Annotated in this window: 16 protein-coding genes; 10 read left to right on the top strand and 6 right to left on the bottom strand. The window is 46.4% G+C overall.

Annotation, left to right across the window (positions count from 1 at the left end; all coding sequences use genetic code 11):
- Nucleotides 1-89 precede the first annotated feature (89 nt).
- On the top strand, nt 90-578 hold the full coding sequence (locus AAC632_RS00080; RefSeq protein ID WP_340298720.1) for an OsmC family protein: 489 nt from the start codon (nt 90-92) through the stop codon (nt 576-578).
- A gap of 13 nt (nt 579-591) precedes the next feature.
- The gene (locus AAC632_RS00075; protein WP_340298721.1) at nt 592-1224 is read left to right on the top strand and encodes a TetR/AcrR family transcriptional regulator; all 633 of its coding nucleotides are present in this window, start codon (nt 592-594) and stop codon (nt 1222-1224) included.
- A gap of 46 nt (nt 1225-1270) precedes the next feature.
- On the opposite strand, the gene AAC632_RS00070 is transcribed toward AAC632_RS00075, so the two are convergent.
- Nucleotides 1271-1786 (bottom strand): peroxiredoxin-like family protein, encoded by a 516-nt coding sequence (locus tag AAC632_RS00070; RefSeq protein ID WP_340255102.1) that lies wholly within the window; start codon nt 1784-1786, stop codon nt 1271-1273.
- Nucleotides 1787-1802: 16 nt separating this feature from the next.
- Nucleotides 1803-2264, bottom strand: coding sequence for an OsmC family protein (locus tag AAC632_RS00065; RefSeq protein ID WP_340262053.1), 462 nt, complete (start codon nt 2262-2264; stop codon nt 1803-1805).
- 114 nt (nt 2265-2378) lie between these two features.
- On the opposite strand from AAC632_RS00065, the gene AAC632_RS00060 reads away from it, so the two are divergent.
- From AAC632_RS00060 to AAC632_RS00050, 3 genes are read left to right on the top strand one after another with little or no spacing between them, the layout of a single operon-like run.
- Complete coding sequence (locus tag AAC632_RS00060; protein ID WP_340298722.1) at nt 2379-3230, top strand: FAD binding domain-containing protein; 852 nt, start codon at nt 2379-2381, stop codon at nt 3228-3230.
- Nucleotides 3231-3710: a (2Fe-2S)-binding protein gene (locus tag AAC632_RS00055; RefSeq protein ID WP_340262049.1), complete on the top strand. Its 480-nt coding sequence runs from the start codon at nt 3231-3233 to the stop codon at nt 3708-3710.
- Nucleotides 3707-6097, top strand: a complete 2391-nt coding sequence (locus AAC632_RS00050; protein ID WP_340298723.1) for a xanthine dehydrogenase family protein molybdopterin-binding subunit — start codon at nt 3707-3709, stop codon at nt 6095-6097. Before AAC632_RS00055 ends, AAC632_RS00050 begins: the two co-directional genes overlap by 4 nt.
- Before the next feature lie 40 nt (nt 6098-6137).
- Here AAC632_RS00050 and AAC632_RS00045 read toward each other — a convergent pair whose 3' ends face one another.
- Both AAC632_RS00045 and AAC632_RS00040 read right to left on the bottom strand, forming a co-directional pair.
- The gene (locus AAC632_RS00045; protein WP_340298724.1) at nt 6138-7019 is read right to left on the bottom strand and encodes a polysaccharide deacetylase family protein; all 882 of its coding nucleotides are present in this window, start codon (nt 7017-7019) and stop codon (nt 6138-6140) included.
- Between the two features lie 73 nt (nt 7020-7092).
- Nucleotides 7093-8169 carry a C4-dicarboxylate TRAP transporter substrate-binding protein gene (locus AAC632_RS00040; protein ID WP_340298725.1) on the bottom strand — a complete coding sequence of 359 codons (1077 nt, stop codon included), beginning with the start codon at nt 8167-8169 and terminating at the stop codon, nt 7093-7095.
- A gap of 226 nt (nt 8170-8395) precedes the next feature.
- Here AAC632_RS00040 and AAC632_RS00035 point away from each other — a divergent pair, with 226 nt between their 5' ends.
- The 4 genes from AAC632_RS00035 (at nt 8396) to pcaD (ending at nt 12299) form a co-directional block, all read left to right on the top strand.
- A complete protein-coding gene (locus AAC632_RS00035) occupies nt 8396-8917 on the top strand; it encodes a TRAP transporter small permease (protein WP_340255123.1) in 522 nt (173 codons plus the stop codon).
- Between the two features lie 14 nt (nt 8918-8931).
- A complete protein-coding gene (locus AAC632_RS00030; RefSeq protein WP_340298726.1) occupies nt 8932-10248 on the top strand; it encodes a TRAP transporter large permease in 1317 nt (438 codons plus the stop codon).
- Nucleotides 10249-10377: 129 nt separating this feature from the next.
- On the top strand, nt 10378-11484 hold the full coding sequence (locus tag AAC632_RS00025; RefSeq protein WP_340255129.1) for an LLM class flavin-dependent oxidoreductase: 1107 nt from the start codon (nt 10378-10380) through the stop codon (nt 11482-11484).
- Complete coding sequence (gene pcaD / locus AAC632_RS00020) at nt 11481-12299, top strand: 3-oxoadipate enol-lactonase (protein ID WP_340298727.1); 819 nt, start codon at nt 11481-11483, stop codon at nt 12297-12299. The genes AAC632_RS00025 and pcaD overlap by 4 nt, the downstream gene beginning before the upstream one ends.
- Nucleotides 12300-12318: 19 nt before the next feature.
- On the opposite strand, the gene AAC632_RS00015 is transcribed toward pcaD, so the two are convergent.
- Both AAC632_RS00015 and AAC632_RS00010 read right to left on the bottom strand, forming a co-directional pair.
- Nucleotides 12319-13332, bottom strand: a complete 1014-nt coding sequence (locus AAC632_RS00015; RefSeq protein ID WP_340298728.1) for a Gfo/Idh/MocA family protein — start codon at nt 13330-13332, stop codon at nt 12319-12321.
- A 65-nt stretch (nt 13333-13397) separates the two neighbouring features.
- Nucleotides 13398-14387 (bottom strand): LysR family transcriptional regulator, encoded by a 990-nt coding sequence (locus AAC632_RS00010; RefSeq protein WP_340298729.1) that lies wholly within the window; start codon nt 14385-14387, stop codon nt 13398-13400.
- Between the two features lie 63 nt (nt 14388-14450).
- Here AAC632_RS00010 and AAC632_RS00005 point away from each other — a divergent pair, with 63 nt between their 5' ends.
- The gene (locus AAC632_RS00005) at nt 14451-14942 is read left to right on the top strand and encodes a flavin reductase family protein (RefSeq protein ID WP_340298730.1); all 492 of its coding nucleotides are present in this window, start codon (nt 14451-14453) and stop codon (nt 14940-14942) included.
- Nucleotides 14943-15137: the final 195 nt, after the last annotated feature.

Genomic DNA, 15137 nt, shown 5'->3' with positions numbered 1-15137 from the left:
AATCGAGCAAAATGCATCGCGGTTGACTGGTACTTTGTGGGGGTCAATCGCAGAATAATTTATGATTGTGTTAATGTGGAGTTGAGCTTGTGGCTGGAAGTATAAAAAAATTTAGTGTGATTTTTGAAGGTGTTGGAGTTGCGACTGGTAAGATGCGTAATGACATCGCTGTCAGTTGGCCCATGATGAATGAGCATTTTGAGCTGGCGACTGATGAAGGGCCTTTCCATGGGGGAGACGGCACAGCGCCACCGCCACTCGCGTTATTCACGGCAGCTCTTACTGGATGCTTGATGACACAACTGAGAGCTTTTGCGAACAGGTTGGAAGTTCAAATACATGATTTGAAAGTGAACACCAAATTGCATTGGAGTGCTGAGCAAGAAGGTAATAAGCCTTATGTTTCTATGCCAGAGTTGTTTACATTGGACATCGAGATGGACACAGATGTTAATGTTTCTGAAAAAATTGCATTGATACAGGCCGCAACCAAGGGTTGTTTTATCGAGCAGTCACTCTCAGATCGGGTGAAGGTCAAGCATCGCTTAAAAGACAACTCTGGTTGGATTGAAGTTTGAATTTGAGACTATTATGCCAAATAAACCTGTAAGGCAGAGATTGCCATATGATGAACGTAAAGAACAGTTTGTCGAAAAAGCTGTTCAATTCTTTGCAAAAGAGGGCTTTGAGAGTTCGACCCGTGATTTAGCCCGTAGTTTGGGCGTCACGCAGCCTCTTCTATATCGATATTTTCCGTCAAAGGAGGATTTAATCCGTGAGGTTTACGAGGCTGTTTATCTTCAAAGGTGGCGTGATGAGTGGAATGATTTGTTAATAGACAGGAGTAAGTCCATTAAAGATCGCCTGAATTTATTTTACACCCAATATACTGATGTGATTTTCCGAGACGACTGGATGCGCATCTTTTTATTTTCGGGCTTGAAAGGAATTGGTCTGAATCGTGAATATTTGCTTTTTATTCGTCAGAACCTCATTGAAGTAATTACGCGAGAAATTTTAGCAGAATATCATGTAGACCAAATGCCGCCGAGTGATGATGAAATAGAATTTGGTTGGACGATACATGGAGGAATTTTTTATTACGGTGTGCGCCTCTTGATATACAATATGGCTGTGCACCCTGATAAGTCATTTGTCATTGAAAACAGTATTCAAGCATGGACACACCAACTTGTGGCCATTCGTAAACACAATTTAAATTAGCAAATAAGGGCGGCGCCATCCATGGCAGTGGCGCCGCAAGATGATGTTATTTAGTTCCTCTAGCGGGGTATCCAGCTGTGATAGCCGGAACCTTAGCAAGTAGCAGTTCTAGGTCGGGGCGAGCAAACGGCATACTTGCAACATCCATTAGATATATTTTCTTGTCCGCAAGAACCCAAAATAAAGCAGGTTCGCTAAATGTTTGAGGCTCAACTTCTTTAATAGATTCTGTGATGTGCAAGCCCCAAGCGCGTGCCGCTTCTTCCGAAAGCCCATAAGCAATGGAAAGGTTGTCTAATCCCCATTCTTCTTTTGATTTTTGGGCACGTTCTTCGGTGTCCATAGACACGGCAACAACGTTAGCGCCAGATTCTAAAAATGCGCCTGCTAGTCCATTTAATTTATGCAGAAAATCCTTGCAAAGTGGGCAATGATAGCCCCTGTAGAACACAAGCATGTCAATCAGTTGTGGCTTGCTGCTTTTAAGGCTAAATGTTTCGCCGCCGATAAGTTTTAATTCTAGATTGGGAGCAAAGTTCCCAGGCGTTGGTTTGGTGTCCATAGCGTAAACCTCTGATTTAAATCGATTTAGTTGACCAGTTTTCTGTGATGGTGATGCCACTGTTCCGGATCACCTTCGCGATTGGACAAAATTTTGACAGATCGCTTTTTAATTTTTCGAGTTCTTGCTCCGATGCGTTTGTTTCTACTGAAATATCCATAACGATGTTGGCAAAAGGGTGCTCAACTTCCTCCTCCAACATTGTGCCGAGGCGGTTAAATTCTGCGGACAGTTCTACCTCTAAGTTTTGCCACACTAGCCCCATCTTTTGGGCTATGCGGCTGGAAATTACATTCGTGCAACCGATCAGCGATGCCATGAAGGTTTCAGTTGGGCTCGGGCCCAGATTTGTTCCGCCCCTGATCATTGGTTCGTCTATTAAAGCGGTTACATCTCTCGTTTTAACGACCGTGCGTGCGTGAGTTTGTCCAGACCCTGTGAGCGACATTTGAATGGTGGTTTTGGGACGAATTGCCATCGGAAGCCCTTCCTTGATAGCCATGGATTAGTTTATAGTTTGATAAATTGTTATTGACAGACGCCGAGCTGTGCAACCAAATTTGTGGTGCAATGCTGATTTAAGGGAAGACCTATGAAAGCGTCAGAGTTTACCTACGAACGCCCCACGGAAATATCTGAGGCACTCGCTATAGTTGCGCAAGATGCTGACGAAAAGGCGTTTCTGGCTGGAGGCCAGAGTTTGTTGCCGATGATGAATTTTAGGCTCGCGGCTCCGAAAACGCTGATTGATTTGAGTGGGTTGAAAGACTTGAAAGAGATTGTGGCCGTAGATGATGGCCTTCGCATCGGCGCCACTGTTACCTACAGCGAGTTAGGAGCGTCAGCTCTGGTGTCAGAGTTTTCGCAGGTTTTTGATAGCGTTCTGCCTCATATAGCTCATTCAGCAATACGAAATCGAGGAACGATTGGCGGAAGTGTGGCGCTTGCTGATCCTGCCGCGGAAATGCCTGCGGTGTTAATGGCTCTAGGGGCCAGTGTTGAGCTGGCGTCCCAACGAGGCACCAGATTTGTGTTGGCTGATGAATTTTTTCAAGGGCTCTATCTTACTGACCGGAAAGACGATGAGTTGGTTTTGTCGGTCTTTATACCAAATTCTTCTAAGTCGCTGAGCACTGGGTTTTATGAGTTGGCAAGAAGGCATGGAGATTACGCAATAGCAGGCGTTTGCATTTCTGATGACAGTCGCCCATCTGAAGCATTTAACGCACCTAAAGTTGTGTTGTTTGGTGTCTCTGATCGCCCGCTGCGTGCAAAGTCTGTTGAAGAGAACCTAGTGGGTGTCGCTCGTACTGATAAACGGAAAATTCGCGGCGCTAGTGAAGCGTTGTCTGATTTAATTTTTGATTCTGATTTGCACAATTCTCAGGACACAAAACGGCGGCTTGCGACTGTGTGTGTGCGCCGTGCTTTGGAGGCGATGTAAATGGGGCAGACTAAAAAAATCAAAGTGATGGTTAATGGTGAGCGAATTGAACGAGACGTTGCCGTACGAACAAATCTGTCAGATTTTTTAAGAAATGATCTGGGGCTGACTGGTACTCATGTAGGTTGTGAACATGGTGTATGTGGAGCATGCACCGTGCGTGTTAATGGTCAAACTGTTCGTTCCTGCCTGATGTTAGCTGTCCAAGTGGATGATCTCGAGGTAACCACGATTGAAGGACTAGCTGACAGTGGACCGGTATCAGCATTGCGAGATGCCTTTTTGAAACGAAATGCACTCCAATGCGGCTACTGTACACCTGGCATGCTCGCATCCGCCGTTGAATATATTGAGAAAATTGGAGAGCCAGATCGCAAAAAAATTCGCGAGCACTTATCAGGGAATTACTGCAGATGTACTGGTTATCAATCAATCGTTGATGCGATTTGTGATGTAATACAGGTGGGTGCTGAAACATGACTGGCGTTAAGTTCGATTTCGATAAACCGACTAAATTAATTGGTCAGCCTGAAGCACGTTTAGATGCGAAGCGTTTACTGCACGGACGCGGAAGGTTTGTTGACGATATTCAACTTCCTAGAATGCTCCACGCGTATTTCATACGATCGCCAATTGCCCACGGTAAAATTGTTTCAATAAATGCATCCAGAGCGATGGATGCAGATGGTGTAGTAAATGTTTTTACCGGCAAAGATTTAGAAAACGTTGTCGAGCCATATGTCGGAGTTCTAAGTCACTTGGCGGGTCTGAGGTCCCCTCCACAGGCGCCAGTAGCCATTGACTATGTGAAGTGGCAAGGAGAGCCAGTAGCTGTTGTCCTTGCTCACTCAAGAGCGCAGGCAGAAGATGCGGCAGAACTTGTTGAGATAGAATATGATGAGCTGCCAGCAGTGGTTGATATGGAAAAGGCGCTCGATGAGGGTTGTCCCCTAATTCACGAAGGCTACGACTCTAATCTCGCTTGGCAACGCACAGTTGACGTAGGCGATGTATCGAACGCGTTCAGTAATCCTGAAAATTTTGTTGTGAAAAAGAAGTTCAAGTTCGGGCGACATACGGGCGTTACTTTAGAACCTCGAACGAGTATTGCAGAATATGACCCATCTGATGATCAGTTGACGGTTTGGTATTCTGGCCAAGCGCCGCATATGATGCAGTTTATTTTTGCCAAGCATCTTGGCCTTATGGAAGAGAACGTTCGAGTTATCTCACAGGATGTTGGCGGATCTTTCGGGATTAAGGTGCACACCTATGGCGATGAAGTCGCTGTTGCCGCAATAGCAAAGCTCTTGGGGCGCCCGATAAAATTCACCGCAGATCGCTACGAGAGCTTTATGTCTGACATTCATGCGCGAGATCATGTGGTTGATGCGCGAATGGCCGTTAGTGCCTCCGGTCAAATTGTTGGTTTAGAATTTGACGACGTGACTGGGATAGGGCCTTATTCGATGTACCCGCGGACATCTGCGATTGAAGCTAATCAGGTACTGAATCTGACCGGTGCCCCGTATGTCATCCCGAACTATCGAGCAACATCAAAGGTAGTTTTTCAAAATAAAAATTTGATGTGCCAGTATCGTGCTGTGGGGCATCCAATTGCTATGGCTATCTGCGACTGCCTGCTTGAAGAGGCGGCGGCTCAAATTCAAATGGATCCGGTAGAAGTGCGCCGCATTAATTTGATGGCTGACAACTCCTATCCGCGCACCAGTGTATCTGGGATGAAATTAGATGAGTTGTCGCATCAGGCCGCGCTGAACAAACTGATCGAAATGATGGATTATAACAGCCTGCGCGCTGACCAATTAGAGCAGCGTAAAGATGGAGTATTCAGGGGTATTGGATTTGTTTCCATGGTGGAAGTTACGAACCCAAGCCCAATGTTTTATGGGATCGGCGGTGCTCCAATTGCCAGCCAAGACGGGGCGACCGTTAGGCTAGATGCTGGAGGCGGTATCCACATATCATCGTCAGTCACCGAGCAAGGCCAAGGAACTAATGCCATACTCGCCCAGATTGTAGCGGATGTGTTAGGAGTAGATCTAGCTCGGGTTAAAGTTACCACCGGCGATACAAAGACTACACCCTACGGCGGTGGAACGTGGGCATCTCGCGGCGCTGGTATTGGTGGTGAAGCTGCATTGTTAGCTGCAAATGCGCTGAAAGAGCAGATTTTGGATGCCGCTTCTGTTATATTGCAAGCCAAACCGTCCGAGCTTGACATAAAGAATGGACAGGTTGTGGACGCAAAGACTTTTGTTGAGAAGATGAACTTATCTGATTTGGCCCGGACTGTTTATTATCGTGGCAACGAGTTACCTGATGAAGCAAAGCCAGAGCTAGTTGCGACACGTCATTATCGCGTCACCGATGCCCCATTTGTATTTACTAATGGGGCTATGGCAGCACATGTAGAGGTGGATATTGAGACTGGCTTCGTGAAAGTTTTAGATTTTTGGGCAGTTGAAGATTGTGGTCGCGTGATTAATCCTCTCTTGGTTGACGAGCAAATTAGAGGCGGAGTGGTTCAAGGAATTGGTGGCGCCTTATATGAGGAGTGTCTTTATTCGGACGAAGGGCAGCTTTTGAATACGTCCTTGGCAGACTACCTTGTACCGATGGCGTCGGAGATGCCGGATATTCATGTGGCACACATAGAAACACCCACAAAATCTTCTGTTTTGGGTGCTAAAGGAGCTGGTGAAGCCGGTACTGGAGGTGCACCAGCTGCCGTTATGAACGCTGTGAACGATGCTCTCCGTCATATGGGAGTAACAATCTATCAAATGCCAATGACACCGGATCGCATTCTTTCTGCCTTGGCGGAAACAACAGCAGAAAATTGATGTTGGTTTGGGCCAGAACTAATGGCCCAAACCGCTTAAACTATTTTCCCGAAAGCCTTTGTAATTCGTTCCCGTACCAGTCACCAATTTGGCTGGCGGTCATCCATTCAACCTCTTCATGACTTCCGATATAATCTAGTAACGCCTCGAGATACTTGATGCGATGGGGCACACCCGTAATGTATGGATGAATAGAAATTGCCATCACTCGCGCGTTATGTTCCGCTTCAGCATAAAGTCGATCAAATTGATCTCTCCCTCGGTCGAAAAATTCCGGTGAGCGATGCGCTTGCAGCGCATATACCGTTATGTCGTTTGTTTCGACTGTGTACGGAATAGTGGTCATCGTCCCATGCGGTGTGTCAATTATTTCTGGCAAGTCATCAATAACCCAGTCTGCAACGTATTTCACTCCGTGCTTTCTCAATAGATCAACAGTTTCAGTGGTTTCAGTTAATCCAGGGCTTTCCCATGACGTGGGGCGTCTGCCACAAAATTGTTCTATAGTGTCGAGAGCTTTACATATTTCTTTTTCTTGGTCTGCTAGGTTATGCATTGGCCCCTGTAAAAATCCATGACCCATGAATTCCCAACCTGCTTCAAGAGCCGCAGAAGCAATTCTGGGATAGGAAACGCATACATTGCCGTTGATTGCTAAAGTTGTTGGGATTTTGCGTTCCACTAGGGCTTGATACTGTCTCCAGAAGCCCGACCGCATTCCGTACTCATGCCAAGACCAGTTGGGCACATCTGGAATGAGCGGTTTTCCCATCGGTGGTGGTAGGACAGTTCGTGGCATAGGTTTGTCGATAGACCAATGTTCTACATTCAGGATCACCCAAACAGCCATCTTTTTCTTATTGGGTAACAATAGTTTGGGACGATCAACAATGGCAGTGTATGGAATTCGGTTGTTCAACATTTATGCATCTCGATGGTGGGATAATTCGCCAAGTCACAAAAAAAAGGGGGCTTTCGCCCCCTTTTTGTGAAGCTTAGTCAAGACTGTACTCGTATGGCCATTCGTAACCGGTAGCGGCCACCGCTTCGAGATAAGCCGCCATAACCTCTGAGCCAGGCATTCCTCGACCATCTGCATCTGCCGCCTGTTGTGATGGGAAAGATGCGAGAGAAGCCGCCCAACCTGCACGAGCCTCTTGAGAAAGCTCAGTTATTGTAGCTCCAGCTTCACGAAGCCCAGCCATGCCAGAGGCTTGGCGTGCGTTCAATGTTTCACCGGCTTGTGTTTCGTACAGCTGGCCTACTTCACGAATAATGGCTTGTATTTCTTCTGGAAGTCTTGCCATGCTCCGCTCGTTCACTGTTAGCGCGTTTACGCCCATCGCTCCGAAGCCAATCAATGTATAGTATGGCGCGGGCTCGTGAAATTTGAAGCCAAGATAAGCTGATGGGAACATCAGCCATCCATTGTATACACCAGTTTGTAGCGACAAGTACCCGTCTGGCAAGGTCGATTGAACAGGGATGGCACCTGCAAATTCAAGCCAAGGCAAGTTGGGTCCTGCGCCTCCGATTTTCACTCCTTGCAAATCGTCCACGGTCTCCCATGGGTCTGTAGTCCCGAGGTGATAGTTGTCCCAGCCGTGGAGCCCTAGAAGCTCTTGGCCATATTCTGATGAAAATTGTTCAGTCAACCAAGGCACTTGATCATAGACGGCTCGTACTGCACGCATTTCGTCTGCAGAGTCTTGAGGTCCAAATGGAGCGTAGTATGGGAAGTTATGAAGGAACAATTTGGCGGGTTCGAAGCAAATGCAGTAAGCACCAATGTCCAAAATGCCATTCTGAACGGCTTCTAGCGTTTCAGCTACCCCAGCAATAGCACCGCCATAACCTTCCACGAACTCGATTTCGTGGTCAGTTTCTTCCGCAACCCGTCTAACGACTTCTGGTACGAACACATTCGCAACATCCGCCACGTAAGCGGCAGGGCCATTTGGATGCCCTGCTCCGATGCGTAGCGTAAACGTTTCAGCAGCTGCACTGGTCGCAGCAATAGTTGACACTGTAGCTGCCAAAAGGCTGGCAATTGATAGTCGGTTGTGATGCATTTCATTCTCCCTATTTGCTTGCCATCGAAGTTATCTATGGTTGAGTGGCGAGTTTCTTACTCGCCTTAATTTATCGATTGCTAAACACCAGTTTAGTTCAATACAGAAATCCTCGTCCGTCAAGCTTTGAGATTATTTATCGCTCGCTAATTTATTTCTTGACCCAAATTCTCAATTAGATAGCCTTATCGGTATTGAGATGTGCAAGGGGAGGTGCGCAGGAAAGATGCTAAAGTCGGTTTCCGTCGCTAAAGCAATCCACCTAGTTTCATCTGTATGGGTCATTGGCCTGGCTGTACTCATCTTTATCGACGTAATGGGTAGAACTATTTTCAATCAGCCGTTGCCTGGGACTAAGGAGATTTTACAGAATTCGATCGTTTCCATTGCCTTTCTGCAGATCCCGTTGGCGATATATTCAGGGTCAATGTTGCGTACCTCGATTTTCTCAGATGCGTTGCCTCCATTGGGGCGAAAAGTATTGAGAACCATTACCTGCCTACTTGGTTTTAGTGTGTTTATTGGCATTATTCAGAGTACGTATCCATCTTTCTGGGATGCGTATCGGATTGGCGAATATGAGGGCGAGGGAGCTCTGCGCGTGCCTACTTGGCCGGTTCGCGGGGTGGTCTTAGTAACATCTATCTTCGCGGCTTGGGCATATTTCTCAATGATGGTTTTGGATTGGCAAAACAAATTGGAATACGAGGCCGAGGCGCCTGGCGCGCTTCCACCACTAGAAGAATAAGGGGCTGAAGAGGCATGGGTGCAGATATTGTTCTTTGGATGCTGGCGCTGCTCGTGACCCTGATCGTAACGGGAGTACACATCGGAATAGCGTTGGCTTTGTGTTCAGGTCTCGGCGTTTGGCTAATGATCGGGAGCTTCGAGGCGGCTGTTTCTATCATGGGTAACACGGCATACGAGGCCGTGCGTAAAGACGTTTTTGCCGTAATCCCGCTATTCGTACTTATGGGTGACATAATTTCAAGATCTGGTGCTGCGGGAGATTTGTATCGAATATGCGATCGAGGTTTGAAGCGTTTGCCTGGACGCCTCGCGATTGCAACCATAGCCGGCAACACCGTATTCGCGGCGGTTACAGGTGTTTCCATAGCTGCTGCTGCAGCATTTTCTCGAATTGCATACCCTGAAATGAAAAAGCTTGGTTATAAAGATACTTTTTCTGTTGGAGCCGTTGCCGGTTCTGCGTGCTTAGGGATGCTGATCCCTCCATCAATCTTGCTGATCGTTTGGGCAATTCTAACTGAAATGAGCGTGGGTGCTTTATTCATAGCCGGAATAATTCCCGGTATTGTCTTGGCGTTATTGTTTTCCGGGTATGTAGTGACAGCCGCCAAGCTCAGGCCGCATGTAGCACCCTCATCCAATCAAGATTTGGTAATCCTAAGTTCTGAAGAGCGCAAACAAGAACTAATTGGAGGCCTAGGCATTGTTGGGCTTATTTGCTTGGTCATTGGTGGACTTTGGTTTGGGTTATTCACTCCGACCGAGGCAGCAGGTTTTGGAGCTATCGGAGCTCTTGTAATCGGGCTGGTGAAAGGCATGAGAAAAGCTGAGCTGATGGATGCAATCTTACAAGCCGGTCGCACCACAGCACCGATAATGTTTTTGCTTATTACCGCCCAAATGTATTCGCGCCTTTTGGCTATGGGCGGGGCGGTTAACTTTATTCAGTCCATCTTTTTAGGTTTAGGTGCGGACCCGTGGATCATCTTGATGATAATGGCCGTTATTTGGATCATTCTTGGGATGTTGGTAGATAGTGTTTCCATAATTCTGCTAACCGTCCCGATTTTTGCTCCGCTGGCCATGGCTCTTGGTTTCAATCCAATAGCCTTTGCTATCTTTGGCATCTTGGTGATTGAAGCTGGTTTGTTGACGCCTCCATTCGGGCTTCTCGTTTACACTGTCAAAGGTGCTCTGCCAGATAAAACTGTTTCATTGGGGACTATCTTCAAAGGATCAGCGCCTTATTTTGTTCTAATTCTTGTTGCTGCTATGCTTGTTATTGCTATCCCCGGTCTCGCAACGTGGCTCCCGCAGGTTATGCTCTGACTAGACGCCAGCGCTTGCATCATTTTTTTTGATGAAAATACTCTGAAATTATAATTTTCCGAGGCGTATGTAGCGATCTATCTTAATAAAAACGAGACACGTAGATTGCACTGACATGGAGTTGTGTTGATGGAACTTGGCTTTTTCACCATGCCTATTCACCCAATCGACAAGGATTGGAGGCAGTCAATTGCCGAAGATAGAGAAGCGTTTCTACTTGCTGATGAATTGGGTTTCGTGGAGGGATACGTTGGAGAGCATGTAACCGACGCCGCTGAAAACATTACCAGTTGTGCAGCGTTCGTCGCCTATTTGGCAGCTGCGACCAAAAACATTCGCTTGGGAACGGGCACTTTCAACATGCCGAACAATCATCCTGCCGCTATCGCTGCGCAGGCGGCAATGTTAGATCACATGCTTGATGGTAGGTTCAATCTCGGTATTTCTCCTGGGGGGCTAGCTTCTGATGCTGAAGTGTTTGGTAACTTGGACAAAGATCGCCCTGCGATGTTCCTAGAAAGTATCAATATGGTACTGAAAATTTGGGAAAGCGAGGCACCATATAATATCACTGGCGATTTTTGGAATATCAGTACAGAGCGGACTTCTATGACAGAGATAGGCCAGGGTATTATGCCGAAGCCGCTCCAAAAGCCACATCCCCCAATCGTTGTGACGGCAGTTGCACCATTTTCTAACGGTGTGACCGAAGCAGCTGCACGTGGTTGGGATCCCATAAGTGCAAACTTTCTAATGCCGCAATGGGTGGCTAGCCACTGGCCAAAGTACGTTGAAGGTTGCCAGCGTGTGGGGCGCGTGGCAGATCTGAAAAACTGGCGCGTTGCGAAGAGTATTTTTGTGGCAGATGATTTGGACACCGCTCGCAACTACGCAACGGATCCCAACGGACCATATTATTTCTATTACAAGCAGCTATACACTAAACTTAAGAAGCACGGTCGTATTAACCTTTTTAAAGAGTACAAGGACCAGCCAGATGATGAAGTCACTTTGCAAAGTGTTTTTGATAGGCTGGTTATTTGGGGCACGCCAGACAAAGTGGCCGACGAATTGCTCGAATTTCGTGAGCAGGTTGGAAGATTTGGCACACTGCTCTACGCAGGGAAGGATTGGGCCGATTTAGAATTATCACGCCGTTCCATGCGATTGCTAGCTGAGCAGGTTAAACCGCTAGTGAATACCGCCGAAGCCGGGTCTAGTAAGGCTGCAGAATGATGGAGACGGGTAGATATTTTGTTGAAACTGGGTTTGTTGAGGCGCCTAAGTCGAAAATCAATTTCCGTATTGATGGCGCAGAAAGCAGTGATTGGATAATTCTTTCAAATTCACTAGGTGCAAACCTGAATATGTGGAATGATCAGATCCCGCTGCTGTCGTCAAAGTTTCGCGTATTGCGTTATGACACCAGAGGTCATGGTGGTAGCTCGACGCCAATTGGCCGTTATACATTTGACGATTTGTGTTTTGATGTGCTGCAGTTGATGGATCACTTTGAAATTGAGTCAGCGGTGTTCATGGGCTTGTCGATGGGAGGCATGACTGGCCTTGGTCTTGGTCTTCAGCTCCCGGAGCGCTTCAGTAAAATTGTGTGTGCCGATGGACGTGCTGACTCACCAGAAGTGTTCCGTAATATGTGGGACGATAGGATTGCTAGAGTTCAAGATGGTGGCCTTCAAGCCATAGTGGACGGTACAATAAAGTCATGGTTCACCTCAGATTGGGTAGAGCGAAATCCAAGCCGCGTCGCCGAGATCAAAGAAATGCTCCTATCCAACGATCCAGAAGGATATGTGAGTTGTTGCTATGCTCTCAAAGAGCTTGATTATCTCAAAGACTTGCCACGATTAACTGTGCCAGTTCTTTACGTTGGCGGTGATCAAGACAAAGGTGCTTCACCAGAGGTAATGTCTAATATGGCTGGAGCGACGCCTAACGCGACATACGTCAAGATTAGAGATGCTGCGCATGTTGCAAACATTAATGCGCCAGAGCCGTTCAATGCGGCAATCGGAAATTTTTTAAACATTTAGGCAAGTTCATTTCAATAGATCATTCTAATTTAGTGGCATGCACCTTGACAGAAGTCTTAGTCTCGCTTGATTTTATGATCGCCTCGAGCACATCGATGTTATGCATAAGTTCAAATTCGCTGAACGGGTAATCTGCGTGGCCTAATATCGCTTGAAAGAAAGCGAGTAGGTTAGCTTTAACTGCATCTGACCACTGCAATTCTTCTTCGGTTTTTGTGCCATGCTTGTCCAGTTTTTGTATTGAAACTATACCTCCTGGTGTATCTGGATGGCTCGAGTTTTTAACCTCGACCCACGCATCTGTACCGCTGACGAATGTACGTATGTAGTTCGGTGTGTTCAAAATGGCCTGTAGCGTTGCTGTTGCTCCGCTTTCGAATTGAAAATGAACGCTCGTAAGGTCTCCAGTTTCCCAACCTAAAGAGCGGTCTGCAGTTATAGCGTGAACGGCTTCTACGGGCCCAAAGAACCATATCATGAGGTCCGTCAAGTGAATGCCCATTTGCGTCATCGCACCAGCTGGAGCGTACTGTTTTTTAGTGCGCCAGCTAGTCGTCGGTAGACTTGCGAGTTTTTGGTGGGAAAATGCAAATTCGCCATGCATCAGCGTGCCGAGCTGGCCAGACGTGATCATTTCCTTAATGATTTGGATGCCTGGCTCGAACCTCCGTTCATGACCAATGGCTAAAACAACGTTGTTCTGTTTACACGTAGCTATACTAAACTGTGCACCATTTGCTGTGAGAGAAAGTGGTTTCTCACAATACACATGGATACCTTTGTTTGCTGCTAGTGCAATCTGCTCGTCGTGTTTATCATTTGGTGACGTTAATATGACCGCGTCTATAGAATATTTAGATAAAGCATCTGCATAGTCATTTTCGTATTTGAGGCCTAAGCTTTCTACATGAGAACGTTTTTGAATGTCCGGTTCCACAACACATACGATTTTGATTTCATCTAAATCTTTCAGTATCCGCGAGATGTGCTGACCCCACCAGCCAAAGCCCACTACTGCACAAGTTATCATCATGTCACCTCGCTGCTTATCATGATTAAACCATCGTACATCTAACGAGAGCGTTCACATAGTTTTCTCTAATGTAACTTTGAATTTTCCTGGAATTCGGAAATGATTTTTTTTGTTTGATATTTGATTTGTTCAGCCATTTTTTGAGCGGGTAGTGTGAAGGTTACATCATTCCTTTTGACCATGATGTAGTCTAACGGAATTGCCGGCTCGGTGATTTTGAGTGATTTTCGCATTCGTCCATCTAAATCTGCATGACAAATCGCTGAAGGTAATATTGCAACCCAATCAGACTGTGCGACCAACTCAATTGTGGCGAGCATCCCATCCATTTCTAACAGGTCGCTCACTTCGATTTGATAGCTATCAAGTAGCTTTTCAATTTGGATCCGTCTTACATTTTGATGCGATGGAACTATCAACTTTTTTTTCTTCAGGCTCGAAAGTGGTGCTGTTGAAAGGTGTGAGTATTCAGGAAACATTTTAGAATTGCACAATAACATTTCGTTGTCCTGAGCGATATATTCTGCATCCAGCCCTGGGCCAATTGGTCCTGCGGGGACGATAGCAAAGTCAATTTCTCCAGCCACAACTCGATTGATCAGGCTGCCTGAATACTCTTCCACTAATGAAATCTCCACCATAGGGGCAATAGTTTTAAACTGACTTAATGCCGCTTGAACGACAGATCTTGTGAGCGCTGGGATGATGCCAATTTTTAAAGAGCCCTGAAGCGTGTCTGCTCGTGCTGAAATTTTCTCTTCTGCCTCGACCAATGATTTTATGATTTTTCGTCCTTCATCATACAAAATTCGACCCTCTGCGGTCAGATTAAGTTGGTTTCTGGCGCGTTCCAAAACTTTCACCCCAATACGCTCTTCTAATGTTTTGATCTGCATCGACATGCCAGATTGTGTCGCATTCTCGCGAGCCGCGGCTCGTGAGAACGACTGTTCCTCGTAAATTGAGATTAAAGCTTTCAATGCTCTTATAGAGATTTTGGGGATTGGCATTTTTTGGCATCTCTCTTTTTGATATTTTTTATCATAAAATATCATTTTTACTTATTTTTGGAAGCGCTAATTTAAAGCAAGAATAGGTCAACTCTAATGGTACTAGAAATGCTGGATACTGATCTCTCCCACTCGAAGCGACTAAGAAATACCTTTGGTGAGTTTGTTACTGGAGTTTGCGTCGTAACCTTATTGGACAACGATGGTTCACCCACTGGAGTAACGGTCAATTCTTTCTCATCCTTAAGCTTGGATCCTCCTCTTTGTGTATTCTCGATTGGAAATTCGCAGGCAAGTCTGAGCTTGCTGGCAGAACAGAAAGAATTTGTTGTGAACGTGCTGTCGGCGTCTCAGGAGGAGATTGCTTGGCAATTTGCGAAACCTAGTCGTAACAAGTTTGCGAATGTGAAATCTCGGCCATCGGTTGTGGTATGGCCTCCGAGTATTGATGGCAGTTTGGCTCATTTTGAGTGTGTCGTTAGCCAAGTTTTGGATGGTGGAGATCATAAACTCATTGTGGGTGCGGTCAGACAATTTTGGCAGGGTGCGGGTGATCCACTGGTTTTTCATCGTGGAAAAATGTCTGGCCTTTGCGGCTGACAAGCTTACCTAGTAACTGTCGTTAAATGTGTCACACAATCTAACGACTCTTCCTTTACATAGCGATGGCTTCAATCACTTCAGTCATTTAGATGGAGATCCCGATGACCCGCTACCCGCCCCTAGACAACACCCATTGGCCCGCCGAAATCGCGGATATGCAAGCGGGGTTTGCGGGGCGGTTGAATGTCTATC

Source organism: Roseobacter sp. HKCC-CH-9351 (assembly GCF_037830295.1).
Lineage (GTDB): Bacteria > Pseudomonadota > Alphaproteobacteria > Rhodobacterales > Rhodobacteraceae > M30B80.
Note: the sequence above shows the minus strand (reverse complement) of the source record. Positions and strands in the feature narration are given on the sequence as shown.